Below are 20,770 nucleotides of genomic sequence, written 5' to 3'. Positions count from 1 at the left end.
TCTGTTGTCTGTTATCTGTTTTCCATTTTAACTGAAAAGTAACAACCGACAACTGTTGTTAATCTGCTATATTTGGACTTAACCACTTTGTGGCGATTTCAGTTGAAATTCCACGGCGTTTGGCATAGTCAATTACTTGATCTTCTTTTATTTTTCCAAGTCCGAAATACTTGCTTTCCGGATTGGCAAAATAATAGCCCGAAACCGAAGAAGCTGGCCACATTGCCATGCTTTCCGTCAGCTTCACACCTATTGCTTGCTCGACCTTTAAAAGTTTCCAAATCGTGGGTTTCTCCAAATGATCCGGACATGCAGGATAACCCGGCGCGGGACGAATGCCTTTGTATTCTTCGTCAATCAAATCCTGATTCGATAAAGATTCGTCGGAAGCGTAGCCCCAAATTTCTTTACGGACTTTTAAATGTAAATATTCTGCGAATGCTTCGGCCAATCTATCGCCTAAGGCTTTTACTAAAATCGAGTTGTAATCGTCTAATTGTTTTTCAAATTCGGCTGCTTTTTCGTCTACGCCAAATCCGGTAGTAACACAAAAACAACCGATATAATCTTGCTTTCCACTGTCTTTTGGCGCTACAAAATCAGCTAACGCGATATTTGGTGCACCGACTGTTTTTTGAGATTGTTGTCTTAACGTCAAGAATTTTACTAACTCTTTTCCGCTTTCCTCTAAAACCTGAATATCGTCATCATTGACTTGGTTTGCCGGATAAATGCCCAAAATTCCTTTCGCAGTTAACCATTTTTCCGAAACGATTTGGTTTAACATTTTTTGTGCATCTTCAAATAATGAAGTCGCTTGTTCGCCAACTACTTCATCGGTTAAAATCGCAGGATATTTTCCGAACAATTCCCACGAACTGAAAAATGGCGTCCAGTCAATAAAATTAACCAGTTGTGACAATTCAACTTCAACGGTTTTGGTTCCGATAAAATTCGGTTTCACCGGCGTAAAATTGTTCCAATCCAATTGTAATTTATTCTTTCTGGCGTCTTCAATCGAATGGTAATTTTTGTCTCTACTTCTATTCAAATAACCTTCACGCAATTTGTCATATTCGGCACGAACCGTTTTGGCGTATTCCACTTTGGTTTCCGCCTGAAGCAAATTACTCGCTACCGTTACCGCACGCGACGCATCGTTCACATGCACTACAGTTTCTTTGTATTCCGGTGCTATTTTTACAGCAGTATGCGCTCGCGAAGTGGTTGCACCGCCAATCATGACCGGAATTTTGATGTTGAGTTTGTCCATTTCTTTGGCGAGATATACCATTTCGTCTAATGATGGCGTAATCAATCCGCTCAAACCAATGATATCTACTTTTTCACGAACAGCAGCTTCAATGATTTTTTCCGGTGGCACCATAACCCCTAAATCGATAATTTCAAAGTTGTTGCAACCCAAAACTACCGCTACTATATTTTTACCAATATCGTGCACATCTCCTTTTACGGTTGCCATCAAGACTTTTCCGGCGGAAGAAGATTTTCCGTCTTTCGAAGCTTCTATATAAGGTAGCAAATACGCTACGGCTTTTTTCATTACGCGCGCCGATTTGACCACTTGTGGCAAAAACATTTTTCCGCTTCCGAATAAATCGCCTACGACATTCATTCCCGCCATCAAATTGATTTCGATGACTTCAATTGGTTTTGTGGCCAATTGGCGAGCTTCTTCTACATCTATTTCTATAAATTCGTCTATTCCTTTGACTAACGAATGGGTTAATCGGTCTTGAACCGAGCCGCTTCGCCATTCTTGAACGGCTTTCTCGTTGGTTTTAAAATCGCCTTTGTAACTCTCGGCTAAATCAAGTAATCTTTCCGTCGCATCTTCTCTTCTGTTCAATAAAACATCTTCCACATGTTCTAACAAAATTGGGTCGATTTCATCGTAAATCTCGAGCATCTCCGGATTTACAATACCCATCGTCATGCCGTTTTTAATCGCATGGTATAAAAATGCGGAATGCATCGCTTCACGTACTTTGTCATTCCCGCGAAACGAAAACGAAACATTACTCACACCACCTGAAACGCCGGCATACGGTAAGTTTTCACGAATCCATTTGGTTGCTCTGAAGAAATCTAAAGCGTTTAATTTGTGCTCTTCCATTCCGGTGGCGACCGGGAAAATATTGGGATCGAAGATGATGTCTTCTGCCGGAAAATGGACTTCATCGACTAAAATACTATACGAGCGTTTACAGATTTCGATACGTCTTTCATAAGTGTCGGCTTGCCCATCTTCGTCAAAAGCCATTACGATTACAGCGGCGCCATATCTTTTAATCAATTTGGCATGGTGAATGAAAGCCTCTTTCCCTTCTTTTAGTGAAATCGAATTCACGACTCCTTTTCCTTGCACGACTTTCAAACCGGCTTCGATGATTTCCCATTTAGAGCTGTCAATCATTACCGGAACTCGGGCAATATCGGGTTCCGCGGCGATTAGATTTAGGAATTTGGTCATGGCATAAACACCATCCAACATGCCTTCGTCCATATTGACGTCGATGATTTGCGCGCCTCCTTCAACTTGATCCCTTGCTACTGAAAGTGCTTCGTTGTAATTTTCTTCTTTGATTAAGCGAAGGAATTTACGCGAACCGGTTACGTTGGTTCGTTCGCCTACGTTGATGAAATTACTTTCAGGCGTAACGATTAACGGTTCTAATCCGGATAATTTTAGATATTTTGTTGCTGACATTTTATTTGTTTGAACACTGATTATCACAAATCCACACAGATTAAATTGGTGATAATCTGACAAATCTGTGTTAACTTTTATTAAACTAATTGATTTTCATCAATTCTTCTTGGTTTGAATTGTGAGGCAACATCAGCAATGGCTTTGATGTGTTCTGGTGTGGTACCACAACAACCGCCAATGATGTTGACTAAATTATCTTGTAAATATTCTTTAATTAAGGCTTGCATTTCGGCGGCTGTTTGGTCGTATTGCCCGAAAGCATTCGGTAAACCGGCATTTGGATGTGCCGAAATATTTAAACTTGTATTGTGTGCAAGTCTTTTCAAGTATGGTTTTAATTGGTCGGCTCCGAGTGCGCAATTGAATCCGATTGACAATAAAGGAATATGGGAAATAGAAATCAAAAAGGCTTCTACCGTTTGTCCTGATAAAGTTCTTCCTGACACATCGGTAATCGTCCCTGAAACCATCACCGGAATATCGAGATTGCGTTCTTCTTTTACTTCTTCTATGGCGAATAAAGCAGCTTTGGCGTTTAGTGTGTCGAAGATGGTTTCTACCAATAAAACATCACAACCGCCATCAATCAAGGCTTCCACTTGTTGTTTGTAAGCGATGCGTAAATCGTCAAAAGTTACGGCTCGAAATCCGGGATCATTAACATCCGGTGACATAGAAGCGGTTCTGTTGGTTGGCCCGATAGAACCGGCTACAAAACGTGGTCTGTCTGTGAATTCGTCAGCGACTTCTCGGGCGATTCTGGCGGATTCGTAGTTGAGTTCGTAAACCAAATCTTCTAAGTGATAATCGGCCATACCGATGGTGGTTCCTGAGAATGTATTGGTTTCAACAATATCGGCACCGGCTTGAAAATACAGGCGGTGGACTTGCTTTACAGCTTCGGGTTGCGTGATGGAAAGCAAATCGTTGTTGCCTTTTAGCGGATGTGGGAAATCTTTGAAACGCTCGCCACGGAAATCTTCTTCTGAGAAGTTGTTGCGTTGCAGCATGGTTCCCATCGCACCGTCTAGGACAAGGATTCTTTCTTTGATGGCTTGTTGTATTTTTGACATACTTGTTATTTTAACCGCATAGTCCGCAGAGTCATTCGACAAGCTCAGGATGACAACGCAGCGTTCGCAAAGGTTTTTGTTTGCAATAATTTTACAAAAATGGATAACTAATTAGCCCCGATTGACGCAACTGCCATGCAGTGCAAAAAGCGGGAAAATGGACCGCAACAATGCGCAAGCCATTCGCTCGTAAAAAAATATAGTATGTTATCGTGAAAGTGAGAAGAATTCTCGGGGTTATCTGCTCCCAATAAATTGAGATAGAATGTAGCACCTTCTTTTGGCAAAGGGTTGCTAAGCTTTCGACGGGTCTATTCCCTCCAGCTTTCGTGATAACGAACAATAAGTTTATGAACGGTGCAAAGTAATGACATAGAATTGGTTTTTGCAACAGTTTTAAAAAAATAAAAACCTACAACGTTTTCGTGCTGTAGGTTTTCTTGGTTAAAGGTTGATTAGTTAATTTTTAAGCCGGTTATAACCAAACCGCTTCTTTAATTTTAATTTTCTCGGCTACTTTGAGAATGTCGGTAAGAACGCCACGAGCGGTAACCTGTTTTCCGGCTCCCGCTCCTTGAATGACAATAGGAATTTCGCCATAGGATTTGGTATAAATTTCAATTAGATTGTCGGTACCTTTTAATTGGCCTAAAGGAGAACTTTTAGGAACTGAGATTAGTTTCACTTCTAATTGTTTGGTTATGACATCCAATTCGCCCACATAACGCAAAGCATGCTCATCGGCTTGTGTGATTTTGGCAATTTGGAACGGTTTGTCAAACAATGATTTGTTTACAGAATACTCAGATTTAGGACTTTTTTCATTTAAATTAGGGAGCAAAAGAGATTCTATTTTGATATCAGTAAATTCAAACTCTTGCCCTATTTCGCGCGCTAGAATTAATAATTTTCGGGCGACATCGCTTCCGGATAAGTCTTCACGCGAATCCGGTTCGGTGTAGCCTTTTTTCTCTGCCTCAAGTAAGATTTTGGAAAACGGCAATTCTTCTGAAGAAAATCGGTTAAAAATATAACTCAATGAACCGGAGAATACGCCACGGATTTTGGTAATTTTTTCGCCTGAAAAGTATAAGTCATTTATCGTTTGCACAACGGGCAATCCGGCGCCGACATTGGTTTCGTATAAAAATGTTTTGTCATACTTTTTTAAATTTCTTCTCAGTTCTTTGTAGAAATCGAAATGTAACGTATTGGCTTTTTTATTGGCGGCAACGATGTTAAAACCGTTTTGAATTAACGGAATATAATTTTTGATGATGTCTTGACTGGCTGTTGCATCAACGGCAATTAGGTTTTCCAATTGTTGTTCCTGAACGTATTCGATGATGTCTTCAATTCTGAACGGAATGGCGGATTGGGCAAAATTGGCTTCCCACTGGTTTTTCAGTCCGTCTTTTTCGAAGAAAGCTAAAGTAGAATTAGTGATGATTGGAAATCTGAGGTCGATGTTCCTTTTTTCGAGGAAGAACTTTTGACTCTCGATGACTTGGTTGACTAAAGTGCTACCGACGTTGCCGATACCAAAAAGGACTATATTGATTCTAAGCACTGACATAATTTTGTTGTTTTTGTTTGTTAAAAATAGGCCCTAAAATTTGGGCTAATTGTTCGTATTCGATTAAAAACGCATCGTGTCCGTGAATGGAATTGATTTCATGGTAAAACACATTTTCTTTGATTGGTTTTAAAGTTTCAACCGTTTCGCGGTTCTCATCAGGAATAAAAAAGTAGTCTGTGTCTACGGCGACTACGTGAATGTTCCCTTGAATTTCTTTGGCTATCAGCAAAAAATCATTTCGGTCACGAGTAATATCATTTGTTTTAAGCAAATGGTTCATCAATTTGTAAGCCGATAGCCGAAAGCGGTTTTTGAGTTTGATGCCGTGATTGGCCAGCCAATTTTCGATTTGAAAAACCGAGGAACCATTGAATTTATTTCTTTGAAAGCGTTGGTTAATTGATTGCGGTGTTCGGTACAACAACATGGCGTGCAATCTGGCGTCCGCAATGGGATCATCTGAGTTATTGAGAATTTGGTCTTGGATTAAAACATTGGCAATAACCCAATCCGTGGCTTTCCAATCGGTGGCAATCGGAATTAGATTTTGGACAGCATTTGGTTTCAAAACTGCCATTTCCCAAGCTATTGCTCCGCCTAAACTTCCACCTATAACTGCGAAAACATCGTTTATTTTGAGAAACGACAAGCCTTCCCAAAAAATTTTGGCGACATCGAGAATGGTGAAATCTTTGTAATTTGAAATCAAGTTTCCAAAATTGTCATCATAACCATTTCCGGGGATATTGAAAGCAATTACGGTGAAATAATGGGTATCGATGATTTTATCTGTTCCGATTAAATCATTCCACCAGCCGTTTTCTCCGGTAACATTGGAGTTTCCTGTCAAAGCGTGATTCACAATCACAACCGGTGCTAAGCCAATGGGTTGACCAAAAGTTTGATAGAATAACGGAAGATAAGGTCGTTGCTTTCCGTTTTCTAAATCAAAATTAAACAAGTCTATTTTTTCTAATTTTTTCATGTTGCTTTTTTTAACTGCTTTTTAAAAGACTGCCTTCAACCTAAACTTTGAAGACAGTCTTAACAAACAAACAAAACCACCCGAGGCGCTACCGAATTGTATGGAGCACAGCGGAATAAAACCAATGGTTTTTCTTTTTACAGCACAGTTGCTGTTGGTTCATATTCTTTAACCAACACCACTGAAACCGGAGTTGAATTGATCAAATTATCCTGAACCGGGCAACGATTCTCAACCGTAATTAACCAATCTTTTAATTGGCCCAAAGTGGCATCAGTTGTTGGTTTTACTGTTACTTCAATAGATTTAAATCCCGCTCTTTCATCGCTAATTTTCCCTTGGTATTTGTCTAAACTTAAGGTTCCCGAGATTTCAACTTGAAGTGATTTTAAATCGATGCCTTGTTCTTTGGCGACCAATTTTCCGACAGCATTGATGCAACCGGCATAACCGGCCAAAATGTATTCTATCGGACTTGGCCCTTCCAGTTCAGGAAATTGATCATTTTTACTAATTCGGATGTCGAAGTTTTGGGCTTTGACTACGAATTGGTTACTGTTTTTGGCATAGCCTAGTACGTTTACGGTTTTTGTGCTCATGTTGTTATACGGTTTGTGGGGTTTTAATTTTTACGAATGCTTCTTTCAAATCGGCTTTCAAATCGTCGATGTTTTCTAAACCAACGGACAAACGGATTAAGTCTTTGGTTACACCGGTTGATTCTTGCTCAGCGTCAGATAATTGCTGATGTGTTGTGCTTGCCGGATGAATAATTAATGATTTTGTATCGCCTATGTTGGCCAACAAAGAGAATAATTTGGTTTCATCGGCTACTTTTTTCGCTGCTTCGAATCCGCCTTTTAAACCAAAAGTTACGATTCCACTTTTGCCTTCCGGTAAATATTCATCAGCCAAAGCTTTGTATTTGGAAGTTTCCAACCCCGGATAATTTACCCAAGCCACTTCATCTTGTTTTTGCAACCATTGGGCTAAAGCCAAAGCATTTTCACTGTGTTTTTTGATTCTGATTTCCAAAGTTTCTAACCCTTGAATCGTTTGAAATGCGTTGAACGGACTTAAAGCTGCCCCAAAATCGCGCAAACCTTCGATTCTTACTTTGGCAATAAATGACGCTGCGCCTAAAGCTTCGTAGTATTTCAAACCATGATAGCCGGCAGATGGTTCAGTGAATTCAGGGAATTTCCCATTGCTCCAGTCGAAGTTTCCGGCATCGATGATTACGCCACCTAAAGAAGTTCCGTTTCCGGTTATGTATTTGGTTAACGAGTGGATGACAATATCGGCACCATATTGAATTGGGTTTAACAAATAAGGCGTAGCGACAGTATTATCAACAATGAAAGGTACTTTGAAGGCTTTGGCTTCTTTAGATATTGCTTTCAAATCGAGTACGTCTAATTTTGGGTTCCCTAAACTTTCTGCGAAAAATGCTCTCGTGTTTTCTTGTGCGGCTTTGGTAAAGTTTTCAGGGTTTGACGGATCAACGAAGGTGGTGGTGATGCCTAATCTTGGTAAAGTAACATTCAACAAGTTGTACGTTCCGCCGTAAAGACTATTCGAAGCTACGATATGGTCACCTGCTTTGAGCAAAACCAACAAACTGGTGGCGATAGCGGACGTTCCTGAAGCAGTAACGACTGCCCCGATTCCGCCTTCGAGTGCGGCCAAGCGTTGTTCCAAAATGTCGTTGGTTGGATTATTCAAACGGGTGTAGATGAATCCGGCTTCAGCTAGGCCAAACAAGTTGGCGGCGTGGTCTGAATTGTTGAATACATACGAAGTCGTTTGGTAGATTGGAACAGCTCTGGTTCCTGCATTTTTAGTAACGTCGTGTCCTGCGTGCAATGCGTTGGTTGCGAATTTTTGTGTGCTCATGATTTAGATATTTAGATTATTAGATATTTAGATTATTAATTTTTGGAAATAAAAAAAGTCCTTTTGGATGGCTTACCAAAAGGACTTCTAGAGTATAAATATAAACTTCGATTACGTCTTTCGCTTTTGGTAACAAGGTATGTCAATACAACAACACATCATCATGTGCATCATGCGGTTGTTCATCATCATATTTTTTGTTGTTACTTTCATTGTTACTTCGTTTTGTTTTGAGATAGCCCTTCTCCAGAAACTTCGGGAGCGCTCAGGGTGACAATTTGTTTTAAATAAAAAACCCCTGCGGTTAGCAGAGGTTTGATTGTATATATTTTAAAAATTTAAAATTATGCAATATGAGTCCTCTGCGGAAATTTCCACATCATGCGACACATATGACAAATAATAAATTTCATTTTCTTGTTGTTAATTGATGTGGCAAACTTCTGAATGTTTTTTCAATTGACCAAACAAAAATTGAAAATTTAACATTTGGCATTTGTTTATATATATTTAAATACTACGTATTTAGAATTTTGGAATAATCATAAAAAAAATAAAAAAAGCAAAATAGTTTTTTGTATTCTAAATAGTCTTTATACATTTGCAACCGAAAAATGAGAGGAAAAATTTGAACTGATTGCAACCTCGTAAAAAAAATGCTAAAGCAGAAACTCTCCTTTAGCTTTCGTAGCAATCACCTCTTTTTTAACTAAAATTAATATTAAACTAAAATATAGTTATGGCTTATTTATTTACGTCGGAGTCAGTGAGTGAAGGACATCCGGACAAAGTTGCAGACCAAATTAGTGATGCGTTAATCGACAACTTTTTAGCCTTTGATGCTGAGTCAAAAGTAGCTTGTGAAACGTTGGTTACGACCGGTCAGGTAATCTTAGCGGGAGAAGTAAAATCGAGCACTTACCTTGATGTACAACAAATTGCCAGAGAAGTAATTCGTAAAATTGGTTACACCAAAAGTGAATACATGTTTGAAGCCGATTCTTGTGGTGTTTTATCAGCCATTCACGAGCAATCTGCCGACATCAATCAAGGTGTTGACAGAGCCAGTAAAGAAGAGCAAGGCGCCGGTGACCAAGGAATGATGTTTGGCTATGCTACAAACGAAACAGAGAATTACATGCCTTTGGCTTTGGATTTATCTCACGCTTTGTTAATTGAATTGGCTAACTTAAGAAGAGAGAACAACGAAATCACTTATTTACGTCCGGATGCTAAATCGCAAGTGACTTTAGAGTATTCTGATGACAACAAACCGGTTAGAATTGATGCGATTGTAATTTCGACACAACACGATGATTTTGCTGATGAAGCTACGATGTTGGCTAAAATTAAAAGCGATTTGATTTCGATTTTGATTCCGAGAATTAAAGCCAAATACCCACAATACGCTCATTTATTCAATGACAATATTACTTACCACATCAACCCAACCGGAAAATTCGTTATTGGCGGACCACACGGAGATACCGGTTTGACCGGAAGAAAAATTATCGTGGATACTTATGGTGGAAAAGGGGCTCACGGTGGTGGTGCATTCTCCGGAAAAGACCCTTCAAAAGTAGACCGTTCTGCAGCTTATGCCACCCGTCATATTGCTAAAAACTTAGTGGCTGCCGGATTGTGTGAGGAGATTTTAGTACAGGTTTCTTATGCGATTGGCGTAGCAAAACCAACTTCTATCAACGTGAATACTTATGGCACTTCGAAAGTGAATTTAACTGACGGAGAAATCAGCAAAGTGGTTGAAGGTATTTTTGATATGAGACCTTACTTTATTGAGCAACGTTTGAAATTGAGAAATCCAATTTACAGCGAAACTGCCGCTTACGGACACATGGGAAGAACACCTGAAACAGTTACTAAAACTTTCCAATTGCCAAATGGTTCGCCAAAAACAGTAACCGTTGAATTGTTTACTTGGGAGAAATTAGACTTTGTAGATAAGGTAAAATCGGCTTTCGGGATTTAATTTTAACCGCAAAGTACGCAAAGAAAAACCCTAACTCTCTTGATGAAAGTTAGGGTTTTTTATTTTTTAGCCCCGATGGGAACGGCATCCTTTTGTTTTGTACTTCGACATCCCGATAGCTATCGGGACAGCATGACAAAACAAAAGATACAGTGGACAGCGGGATGAGCTACAAATTATATCTCAAACTAAAAATGATATACCTAGGTTGCACTCTGTACTGGGAATTTCGAGTAGAGAATTGGGAGAAGCTGTCGTCATTTAACGAAGTCGTATTCAATAAATTCGTGGCGGCGACTTTGTATTCCCAATGACTGGCTTTCGTTTTTTGATAGGTCAAACTTGCTGATAAAAAGTCGTATTCTTGGTCAACCGTTTTGGCTTTGTTGTAGTAATGAAAAAATTCATATTCACTCACAAAAGAAAAACTTTTCAAGAAGAAATAATCTAATTTAATGGATGGACTATCGGTGTAAAAATTATCATTCGGATATTGGTTTACTGCATAAGAATAAGCCAATTCAATATTGGGCATATTTTTAAAATTAGTGGAAGCACTAAAACGATAGTTCTGGGTGAAGCTTTCGGTATCAACAACATTTTCAGCTGAATTTATTGGGTTTACCTGAATGTTATAGAACTTACTCCAATTTAAATTGGCACTTACATTCGCTTTATAATACTTTAAAAAGGAACGTCCGTAACGCACATTGACCGAAAAGTTTTCGTCACCAAAAGGCGAATTAAACGGCGAACCTATTTGATTTACGCCTTCAAATAATGCTCTGGTTTTGATGGCATCATTGGTTTTGGAATAGTTTAAGTAACCACCGAAGTTTTCAAAATTGAACATATTAAACTTTTGATACGATAAAGTATGACTTTGAACCTCTGAATTGTTCAAATCACGATTTCCGGAAAACAAATTGCTATAACTGTTGAAAATGGTTCCCAATGTGTAATTATTGATATTGGTGAAATTATTGGTGATTCCGAAATTATAGGTCAAGGTTTCCGATTTCTTAATTTGGTAAATCATTTGGAAATCGGGTAATAAACGAAATATTTCCTGATTGACAGCGGTGCCTAATTGGGTGTTCGTCAAATCAAATCGGTGTAAAGTAACACCTGGCGTAAACGTAAATTTACCGCTTAACCATTTGAAATGAAACCCTAAAAAAGTATCATTGAAACGGTAGCTCACGTCGTTGTTGTTTTCTGCAGCGGTTAAATTGTTCGTTGTTCCGTCATCCAAACGCTGAAAAATGGAAGAATTTAAACTTTGGTATACATACGAATTGGCGAACGTGAAATTCAAGTTTGTCTTTGGCGTCAATACGTAATAGTAATCCAAACGGCTGTCGAATTTATTGGTTTTGATAAATCGGCTTTGCGTGAGGTCGTTTCGGTTTTGATTTTCGTTATAACCTAAAAAATCAAACGGTTGAAACTCCAAATTGGCATTGTACAACGGATCTTCATTTTGGTATAAATACTGACTTTCGAAAGCAAAAATGTGCTTATCTGTTGGCGTATAATAAAAACTCAAGTTCTGGTTAATGTTTATCGGATCTTGTTTTTTAGAAGTAAAAACACTTTCATCAGTATTAACCCCTGAAACGTAATTAAACACCTGACGATTGAGTTCGTTGTTTTCTCTTTGTGCCGAAATTCGGTTTAGAATGTCGTAATCCAATTGAAATTTGGCATTGGGTTTATAAGTGGCGCTAAACTTAAATAAGCCTAAATTATTTTTCTGACTTCCGGCGTCGTCTCTAACTTCAGAGGAAGATACGTTGGTGGTATTGGGTTGCAAAATGTTAACTGTAGAATTGGTTTCGGTATCAACCAAGGTAGAAGTACCAATAATAAATCCGCTTAAACTCCAGCTTTTGGATGGATTATAAGAGAAATTGGTGGCGCCAAAATGCGATTCGATTTCCTTAACGCGATTGTCTTGAAAAAAGCTTATTCCAAGAGAATTGCTTCCAACATTGATGCTTCCGCCGCCTTTGCCCATAATGTTTCTAAAACCACCACTAAACCTAAAATAATCCTGAATGGTGAAAGCTTGCTGTCCAACATTATTACTGTTTCCCATAATGTTAATACTGTATTTTGGACTATAGTAAAAAGCTTTTGGCGCAACGACATATCGTGTATCCTCGTGGCCAACACCAATTCCGGCAGTCATGTCACCAAACCAAAAGTTTTTCTTCCCTGCTTTCAATTTGATATTCATGGCCAAATTATCTTGGTTATTTTCTACGCCTTTCATGATGGAATTTTCATTGTAATTGCGTAGAATCTGAACTTTATCAATGGCATCAGCGGGAATGTTTTTTACGCCTAATTTAGTGTCTCCATCAAAAAAATCTTTGCCTTCCACCATCAATTTGGTTACCGATTTTCCTTCGACTTTTACTTGACCTTCGGCATCCACCTCAACTCCGGGTAATTTTTTCAAAACATCTTCCAGTTTTCTTTCGGTTCCGGTTTTAAAAGAATCAGCGTTGTAAACAATCGTATCGCCTTTGATAGAAACCGGCATTTCACGTACGATTTCAACACCGTCTAATTCGATTCCACCGCTTTCCATAGTAATGTTTTGGGTAATATTAACAGCTTGAGTAGCCACTGTAATTTCTTTGTTTTGCATGCCCAAATAACTCAACTTAATAATATAAGTGGTGTTCGTTTTCAGGTTCAGCAAAAATTTCCCTTTATCATTGGTAATGGCATAGGCATCCATCGCTTTGGTCGCTTGGTTCATCGCCATGACATTGGCCATTTCCAAAGGTGCTTTGGTATTGTCTTGTATTGTCCCTTCGAATCGAATGGTTTGGGCAAAAGAAATTGTTGAAGTAAAAAGAAATACAAATAGTACTATTTTTTTCATTGTTTTGGCTTGGATAATTAATGGATTAATGTTGGAAAATAATGACGCCATCTTCATTTTTCATGCTATCCTCTTTTTTCTTCCGAATTTCATCAAACTTCTTTTGGGTGACTTTTTCTCCTGTATTAGGCACTTTGATTTTCGCTTTTTCTTTATTGCTTAAAGTGACTTTGGAACAAAGAAGTATATTCGTTCCGTCATTAACTTCTAGTATCAATCCGGGTAAACCCCAATAATTATCGGGACCAAAACTTACCGGAATTTCAGGGGTATACCAAACGGTAACGACTTTGTCTTCCGGCTTGCTCATTTTGAAAAGAGCTGGTTTTTTTTCTTCTCTTTTCAAGAAATCTTCATAGTCTTGGGTTTGTTTTTCACTCACCGGAATAACCAACTCGGCTTTAAAACAATTGTAGTCACCAATTTTTTTCGTTTCATCGATTAACTTCCAATCCGGTTGGACAAGAGGTTCAACGATTAAGAACTCTTTGCCAAAGATTTCCTCTTCAACAACGCTGTTTTTTTCTTTGATATTAAGGTATTTACTTCCTGCGCTTGAAAAGCTCATTGAAACTGAAATGCCATCTGAATTAGATTCTGGTTTATCTAATTTCTTCTCTTCTTCGTAAAGACTTTCAGCTTTATTAAAAGTAAGCGAGAATTGCTTTTCGGAAGCTCTTTTCATAGCTTCTTGAATCGCTTTTTCTAATTCTGGGTCAATTGGTTCTTTGGTTTTTGACTCCACTTTTTCGGTTTTTTTCTTGGCAATTCTTTTCGAAAAATATTCCGCTTTTCCCTGAAAATCTTGTGCTTTTGCCAAAAAACTCATCAATAAAAAAGAAGAAATAAGTATAACTTTAGTCATTATAAATTTGATTATTGATTGATTATCGGTTCATTCTCATTTGGAAACCGCCACGTCCATTGTTCATCTCTTGCATTTCTTCCATCTTTTTGACTACGATTTCATCATATTCTTTTTGAGACACTTCTTTTCCGTTGTTTGGTGCTTTGATTTCTGTTTTTTCTTTTGGATTTAAAACAATTTTGGAACAAAGAATAGTTGTTTTTCCGTCATTCACTTCTAATATTAATCCCGGTAAACCCCAATAACCTTCAGGACCTTGACTTACCGGAATTTCCGGTGTATACCAAGCGGTCACCGTAATTTCTTTAGGAAGTTCTATTTGATCCATGAAGTTGGTTTTTGTTTCTTCTTTGGCTTTATCCTCTTTTTTTTCTTCTTTTTTAGGTCTGAAGTTTCTAAAATCGGTTTTGCTCGCCGGAATGACGGCTGTCGCTTTGAAACAATTATAGCCGCCAATCACTCTGGTGTCACCACTCATTTGCCAGTTGTAAGTTTTCAAAGAATCTTTTACCAAAAACTCTTTTCCCATGAACTCTTTATCGACCTTATACGTTTTTTCTTTTACGTTTTTGTAATAGGTTCCGCCGCCGCCCATAAAAGACGACATCATTCTCATTCCGCCGCCACCTTGTCCCGGAGCATCAAGTTTTTCTTCTTCTTTATAGACAGAAGCTGATTTGTCAAAGTTTAGAAAAAACGTCTTTTCAAACATCTTCTTCATACGCTCTTCAATCATTTTCTGCATTTCGGGTGTAATTTCTTTGTTGCCTTCAAAACGAGACTTGAAATCGGCAGTGCTGGTTTTTGATTCGTAAACCGCCATACCTTGGAAATCTTTTTGAGCATGTGTAGCTAAATAAGAGAAAACAAAAAACGAAGCGAATACTATTTTTTTCATGACTTAAATTTTTGATAGAACAAATATGACGAATGCTTTCTAATTCTGTTACCAATCTTATGTTAAAATATTGGGTTAGACCAGACGAAATTAATTTGGTTTACCGTAAATTAGCCTTATGATGAAAAATACCATTTATCTTATATTACTAGTGATTTCCGCTTATGGTTTTGGCCAAAATCCGAAACTCGAGACAACCGCTATTAGTTCCGAAACAGTAGAAGATAAAATCTACATTGGTTTTGATGGTTTGGGTAACAATTACTACCTCAAAAACAATGTCTTTATCAAACAAGATCAGTCTCAAACATGGGAATATAAGAATGTGGCATTGGGCAAAATCACCTCGGTTGATTATGTCAATCCATTAAAAATTGTAGTCTTTTACGAAGATTTCAATACGATAATTATGCTCGATAATCAATTGAATGAAATTCAGAAACTCAATCTCTTTGAAATTGACAATACTATTTCCGCTTCTAAAATAGGCATGGCGTCGCAAAATCAATTTTGGATTTACAATGCTTTGACACAACAAGTTCTCCTATTTGACTACTTGAAAAATATTTCCAAAAACATTGGCAATCCAATTCCTGAAAACATCAAATACACCCAAAGCGATTTCAATAATTTTTATTGGATTGATGAAATCAACAATTGGTATGCTATCGATATCTTCGGCAAAGTAACTTTACTAGCTAATATTCCGCCTTTTGAAAAAATCCAAATCATTGATCGTGAAAAATTATTGTTTTTAAAGGACAACACGCTCTACTGCTTGAACAATCAATCGAAAACGGTTTTCGAAATCGACATTGTTGAGAAATCGTTCCAAAATTTTTACTACAAAGACCAAATTTTAGCTATTTTTACCAACCAACAAATTAAGAATTTTAAAATAAAACTACCATAATGCACATAGCAGTAGCAGGAAATATAGGAGCAGGAAAGACCACATTAACCCGATTTTTAGCCAAACATTTTAAATGGGAACCTCATTTTGAAGACGTAGTTGACAATCCGTATTTGGATGATTTTTACCACCAAATGGAACGCTGGTCCTTCAACTTGCAAATTTATTTCTTGAATTCGCGTTTTCGCCAAGTGTTGCAAATTCGCGAAAGCGGCAAAAACATCATTCAAGACAGAACGATTTACGAAGACGCACATATTTTTGCGCCCAACTTACACGCTATGGGTTTGATGACCAACAGAGATTTTCAAAACTATACTGATCTTTTTGAACTGATGGAAGGTTTGGTTGGTTCGCCTGATCTATTGATTTATTTAAGAAGTTCGATTCCCAATTTGGTTTCCCAAATTCACAAACGTGGTCGTGATTACGAAAACACCATTTCGATTGACTATTTGAGCCGATTGAACGAACGCTACGAAGCTTGGATTACGACTTACGACAAAGGAAAACTATTGATTATTGATGTAGACAATGTTGATTTTGTCAACAATCCGGAAGATTTAGGTATGATTATCAACCGAATTGACGCAGAAATTAACGGTTTGTTTTAAAAAAAAGGAGCGAAAGGTTCGGGCATTTTTGTTATCCATATTCCCGCCCTACGTTTTATTCCGAATAATCGGGATGTCACTCCTGTCGGGGCTAAATAAGTTTTGTCTTTTGCAAAATCAGTTTTTCATAACGTCAAACAAGCTCTTAACCTGAATGGCTTTGACCGGTTTAGATAATTTAATTATCACTTTCTGACCCGGCAAAATATCAAAATAATTATCACTGAAAAAAGTTTCCTCCGAAGCTGACAAATACACATTTTTGACCAACACATCAGAAAATATTTCATAAGTCAGTTCATTACGCTTTGTAATTTGGAGGTTAGGGTTGGTCAATTGCAAATCTTTAGGCTTTACAAAATAGAAAAGGGAACTCGCTGATTTATTTTCAGCATTAAACGAAACAGAAAGCACTGCTTTTTTCAAATCAAACCTTTCTAAATCATCTTTAGAAATTTCAAAATGAACCAAATTTGAGCTTCCCGGAATAACTCCAGTATTTTTTGCAGACCAAAGTTTTTTACCATTAAAATCGCGCAAAACTACATCAAATTGACCTTCAAACGGTTTCAAATCATCATTGACAATATAAGCTTTATAGCTACTTTCTTCTTCCTTAATTGAAATCAAAACATTTTCAAAACTCCGCTTCGCCTCATATTGAAACGCTTTCCAACGACCATAATAATCCACCGAACTCCACGAAGTCACCGGCCAACAATCATTCAATTGCCAAAACAATGTTCCCATACATTTTCGATCCGTTCGATGCGCTTCAATCGCCATTTTCATGCCTTCGGCTTGTAACAATTGGGAAACATAAATATAATCTTCAAAGCTCGTTGGCACTTGGTAATCACGCGCCATATAATCGTTGATGGTTTTGTAACCGGTTGGATGTTTTTGGTGATTTTTAATCGCTTCCGAATCGAAGTTCAGTTCGTCACTTTTGGCGAAAGCCTGAAACGTTTTAATATCCGGCATGCTTTGAAAACCATATTCGCTCATGAAACGCCCAACTTTCTGACGATACATTTCAAAAGGTTCATTGCCCCACCAAACACCCCAATAATGCGAATCACCACTGAGTAAACTTTCTTGTCGCCCCCAACCAATTGATGGTGATGATGGCCAATAACGGTTTTCATTCTTGGGTAATAAACTGTCTAACGTTTGCGGAATCAATTCGTGAAATAATTTTTGGTAATCATTCCAAATTTGGATGGAATCTTGCTCCGAATAATTATACTGCTTTTGCCAACCCCAATTGTGCCAGCCTTCATCATTTTCATTATTGCCGCACCAAAGCGCAATACTCGGATGGTTTTGCAAACGGGTTACATTGTCGATGACTTCCTGTTTTACATTCTCCAAAAAGGCTTCATCGCCGGGATACATCGCGCAAGCAAACATAAAATCCTGCCAAACTAAAATACCGTTTTTATCACATTCTTCATAAAAACTATCTTCGGCATAAACACCGCCGCCCCAAACTCGTAGCATATTCATATTGGCATCAACAGCATTTTTGACGATAGATTTGTAAACCGAATCGGTAGCTCGTGGTAAAAAACTATCGGGCGGAATATAATTGGCTCCTTTCATAAATACCGGCTGACCATTGAGTTTGAAATAAAAACTTTTGCCAATTGCGTCTTTTTCTTGCACTAATTCAATGGTTCGCAAGCCTATGTTTAGTTTTCTGCTGTCAATGGTTTGATTGTTATTGGTTAAACTAATTTCAAAAGGATACAAATGCGCTTTGCCTAAACCGTTACTCCACCAAAGCTTTGGGTTATTGATTTCATAAGTTAGCGACAAATTATTTTTGCCTTTTATGAGGTTAACCAATTCGGTCTTATCATTGATATTTAATTCGTATTGAGCTTCATTGACACTATTCAATTCGATTTCAAATTCAACTTTCGCCAAGTCATCATTGGTCAAATCCTGATTGATTTTGATATTGGTTATGGTCGCATTGTTCCAAAAATGAAGCGCTGCTTTCTTATAAATTCCAGCAGTGACGAATCTTGGTCCCCAATCCCAGCCGAAATGGTATTGCGCTTTTCGGGTGAAAATTTTTTCATCTCCGGGGAGAGTATAACTAAGTTTCTTAGCTTCTTCTTTTCCTTTTTTTACGGCGGAAGCAAACGTAATTTTAAGTTGGTTTTGCCCAACTTTTAGCATCTTTTTCACGTCAACTTTCCAAGTTCGGAACATGTTGTTTGCCGAAAGGATTTGGGTTCCGTTTAAAGTTACTTCAGCAAAAGTATCCAAACCGTCGAATTGCAAAATAGTATTTTGATGATTTAGTTCTTCTTTTGAAATGGCAAAAGTCGTTTGGTATTGCCAATCTTCGTTTTCAATCCATTGCAGTTGCTTTTCATTGGCTCCAAAAAATGGATCCGGAATGATTTGGTTCGCCAATAAATCGGTGTGAACTGTTCCCGGAACTTTAGCCGGAAGCCAATTCGTATCGTTTACTTTTCTGAAAATCCATTGCTCCGAACTTAAATTACGCTCACTATTTTGTGACCAAAGAAACATTGGCAACAAAAAAATAATCAGACATTTCAACAACAAAGTTCTCATCTCAATTTAGCTTTTAACGCAAGTATTTCTTTGGGATTAGGTGTTTCACTTCCGTTAGTGATGGCTGAAGAATGATAGAAAATAGCTTTGGTGTTTTGTTGAAGATTTTCAATATTATTTGAGCGTAAACCTCCGCCAGGCATGATAATAATTCTATTATTAGCTACTTTCACCAATTCGGCTAGAAAATCCATTCCTTCTGTTACATTTTGGGCTTGACCCGAAGTCAGAATGGTTGTAAAACCGCAGTCGATGGTTTGTTCCAAGGCTTCAAAAGCATCCATTACTTCGTCAAAAGCGCGGTGAAAGGTGCATGGAAATGGCTTGGCCAAATCGACTAAAATTTTATTCTGTTCCAAATTAACAGTACTATCTTCATTTAAAATCCCGAAAACAAAACCGTCCGCTTTTAATTCTTTTAAAGCCAAAATATCCAATTGCATTTGTTTGAATTCTTCATCAGAATAGATAAAGTTTCCACCTCGCGGTCGAATCATGACATACAAATCGATGCTTAAATTTTCTCTGGCTTGTCTTATAGTTTCAAAATCAGGTGTTGTTCCGCCAACTTCAAATCCGTCACAAAGCTCAACTCTATCAGCACCATTTTCTTGAGCGACTAGGGCTGATTTTATGTTGAAACAAGCGATTTCTAATTTTCTATTAGAGGATATTGATTTTTTGGCCACAGATTATACTGATTGAACGGATTAAAACAGATTTATTAGGATAATTATTTTAAAAAGTAGTCAGCGTCAACCAACTTGTTTCCGGAATTGTCATTGACAGCATAATTAAATCCGCCTTGAATACAATAGGCCCCGTAATTCCCTTGTTTGTCGAGCGCGATGAAACCTACTTGAATGTCTTTGAGGTTTTTGTTTCTGTTTTTGGTCAGTTTTACAATGCGCGAAACTGCTTCTTCACAAGCTTGTCGTGGTGATTTTCCTTGTCGCATCAACTCGACTACCAAATGACAGCCGGCGATACGAATTACTTCTTCGCCATGACCGGTTGCTGTAGCTGCACCAATTTCATTATCGACATACAACCCGGCTCCGATTATTGGTGAATCGCCAACTCTACCATGCATTTTAAAAGCCATTCCGCTCGTTGTGCATGCACCTGAAAGATTACCGTGGCTGTCTAACGCAATCATGCCAATCGTATCGTGATTTTCAATATTGGCTATCGGTTTGTATTGACTGGTTTTGAGCCATTCCTTCCATTCTTTTTTGGAGTCTTCAACTAAGAGATTTTCTTTTTTGAATCCTTGCGACAACGCAAATTGCAAAGCACCATCGCCTACCAACATCACATGCGGCGTTTTTTCCATCACAGCACGTGCGACAGAAATAGGATGCTTAATGTGTTCCAAAGCCGCTACCGAACCAATATTCGAAAACTCGTCCATAATACAAGCATCGAGGGTCACTTTTCCGTCTCGGTCAGGTCTTCCGCCGTAGCCGACGCTTCTTTCTTTGGGATCGGCTTCAGGAATTTTTACACCGGCTTCGACTGCATCTAAAGCTCGTCCGTTATTTTTTAGAATTTCCCATGCAGCACCATTGGCTTGTACGCCGAAATTCCACGTTGAAATGACGATGGGCTTGTTGATTTTGCCCTTTGGCTTTGCCGAATTTTCCTCTTTTGATGTAAAAGAATTTAAAGCTAAAGCCACTGAACCGACTGCGGCCGTTTTGATAAAATTTCTTCGATTTGACAT

General features: G+C 38.1%; 15 protein-coding genes and 1 riboswitch. Of the genes, 3 read left to right on the top strand and 12 right to left on the bottom strand.

The window, feature by feature from the left end:
* Nucleotides 1-58: 58 nt before the first annotated feature.
* From metH to C8C84_RS05935, 6 genes are all read right to left on the bottom strand, one after another.
* Nucleotides 59-2,731: a methionine synthase gene (gene metH / locus C8C84_RS05960; protein WP_121312664.1), complete on the bottom strand. Its 2,673-nt coding sequence runs from the start codon at nt 2,729-2,731 to the stop codon at nt 59-61.
* A gap of 80 nt (nt 2,732-2,811) precedes the next feature.
* On the bottom strand, nt 2,812-3,807 hold the full coding sequence (locus C8C84_RS05955) for a homocysteine S-methyltransferase family protein (protein WP_121314987.1): 996 nt from the start codon (nt 3,805-3,807) through the stop codon (nt 2,812-2,814).
* 234 nt (nt 3,808-4,041) lie between these two features.
* Nucleotides 4,042-4,146, bottom strand: a riboswitch (SAM riboswitch).
* A 136-nt stretch (nt 4,147-4,282) separates the two neighbouring features.
* On the bottom strand, nt 4,283-5,383 hold the full coding sequence (locus C8C84_RS05950) for an aspartate kinase (RefSeq protein WP_121312663.1): 1,101 nt from the start codon (nt 5,381-5,383) through the stop codon (nt 4,283-4,285).
* A complete protein-coding gene (locus C8C84_RS05945) occupies nt 5,370-6,371 on the bottom strand; it encodes an alpha/beta fold hydrolase (RefSeq protein ID WP_121312662.1) in 1,002 nt (333 codons plus the stop codon). Before C8C84_RS05945 ends, C8C84_RS05950 begins: the two co-directional genes overlap by 14 nt.
* A 137-nt stretch (nt 6,372-6,508) precedes the next feature.
* The gene (locus tag C8C84_RS05940; RefSeq protein ID WP_121312661.1) at nt 6,509-6,970 is read right to left on the bottom strand and encodes an OsmC family protein; all 462 of its coding nucleotides are present in this window, start codon (nt 6,968-6,970) and stop codon (nt 6,509-6,511) included.
* A 4-nt stretch (nt 6,971-6,974) separates the two neighbouring features.
* Nucleotides 6,975-8,267 (bottom strand): O-acetylhomoserine aminocarboxypropyltransferase/cysteine synthase family protein, encoded by a 1,293-nt coding sequence (locus C8C84_RS05935; protein ID WP_121312660.1) that lies wholly within the window; start codon nt 8,265-8,267, stop codon nt 6,975-6,977.
* 739 nt (nt 8,268-9,006) lie between these two features.
* Here C8C84_RS05935 and metK point away from each other — a divergent pair.
* Nucleotides 9,007-10,257: a methionine adenosyltransferase gene (gene metK, locus C8C84_RS05930; protein ID WP_121312659.1), complete on the top strand. Its 1,251-nt coding sequence runs from the start codon at nt 9,007-9,009 to the stop codon at nt 10,255-10,257.
* Between the two features lie 169 nt (nt 10,258-10,426).
* Here the strand turns inward: metK and C8C84_RS05925 are convergent, their stop codons facing one another.
* Genes C8C84_RS05925 through C8C84_RS05915 form a run of 3 tightly spaced genes read right to left on the bottom strand, consistent with a single transcriptional unit; the run spans nt 10,427 to nt 14,922 of the window.
* Nucleotides 10,427-13,156: a carboxypeptidase-like regulatory domain-containing protein gene (locus C8C84_RS05925; protein ID WP_121314986.1), complete on the bottom strand. Its 2,730-nt coding sequence runs from the start codon at nt 13,154-13,156 to the stop codon at nt 10,427-10,429.
* Between the two features lie 25 nt (nt 13,157-13,181).
* Complete coding sequence (locus C8C84_RS05920) at nt 13,182-14,021, bottom strand: GLPGLI family protein (RefSeq protein ID WP_121312658.1); 840 nt, start codon at nt 14,019-14,021, stop codon at nt 13,182-13,184.
* Between the two features lie 22 nt (nt 14,022-14,043).
* Nucleotides 14,044-14,922, bottom strand: coding sequence for a GLPGLI family protein (locus C8C84_RS05915; protein WP_121312657.1), 879 nt, complete (start codon nt 14,920-14,922; stop codon nt 14,044-14,046).
* A 118-nt stretch (nt 14,923-15,040) separates the two neighbouring features.
* Between C8C84_RS05915 and C8C84_RS05910 the strand changes: the two genes are divergently transcribed.
* The gene (locus C8C84_RS05910) at nt 15,041-15,835 is read left to right on the top strand and encodes a hypothetical protein (protein ID WP_233549737.1); all 795 of its coding nucleotides are present in this window, start codon (nt 15,041-15,043) and stop codon (nt 15,833-15,835) included.
* On the top strand, nt 15,835-16,449 hold the full coding sequence (locus tag C8C84_RS05905) for a deoxynucleoside kinase (RefSeq protein ID WP_121312655.1): 615 nt from the start codon (nt 15,835-15,837) through the stop codon (nt 16,447-16,449). Before C8C84_RS05910 ends, C8C84_RS05905 begins: the two co-directional genes overlap by 1 nt.
* A gap of 117 nt (nt 16,450-16,566) precedes the next feature.
* On the opposite strand, the gene C8C84_RS05900 is transcribed toward C8C84_RS05905, so the two are convergent.
* From C8C84_RS05900 to C8C84_RS05890, 3 genes are read right to left on the bottom strand one after another with little or no spacing between them, the layout of a single operon-like run.
* Nucleotides 16,567-19,044: a glycoside hydrolase family 2 protein gene (locus C8C84_RS05900; protein WP_233549735.1), complete on the bottom strand. Its 2,478-nt coding sequence runs from the start codon at nt 19,042-19,044 to the stop codon at nt 16,567-16,569.
* A complete protein-coding gene (locus tag C8C84_RS05895) occupies nt 19,041-19,733 on the bottom strand; it encodes a copper homeostasis protein CutC (RefSeq protein ID WP_233549733.1) in 693 nt (230 codons plus the stop codon). Before C8C84_RS05895 ends, C8C84_RS05900 begins: the two co-directional genes overlap by 4 nt.
* Nucleotides 19,734-19,777: 44 nt before the next feature.
* Nucleotides 19,778-20,770, bottom strand: a complete 993-nt coding sequence (locus C8C84_RS05890) for an isoaspartyl peptidase/L-asparaginase family protein (RefSeq protein ID WP_121312654.1) — start codon at nt 20,768-20,770, stop codon at nt 19,778-19,780.

The sequence above is a fragment of the Flavobacterium sp. 102 genome (assembly GCF_003634615.1).
Classification (GTDB): domain Bacteria; phylum Bacteroidota; class Bacteroidia; order Flavobacteriales; family Flavobacteriaceae; genus Flavobacterium.
This window is presented reverse-complemented; position numbering and strand designations above follow the sequence as displayed.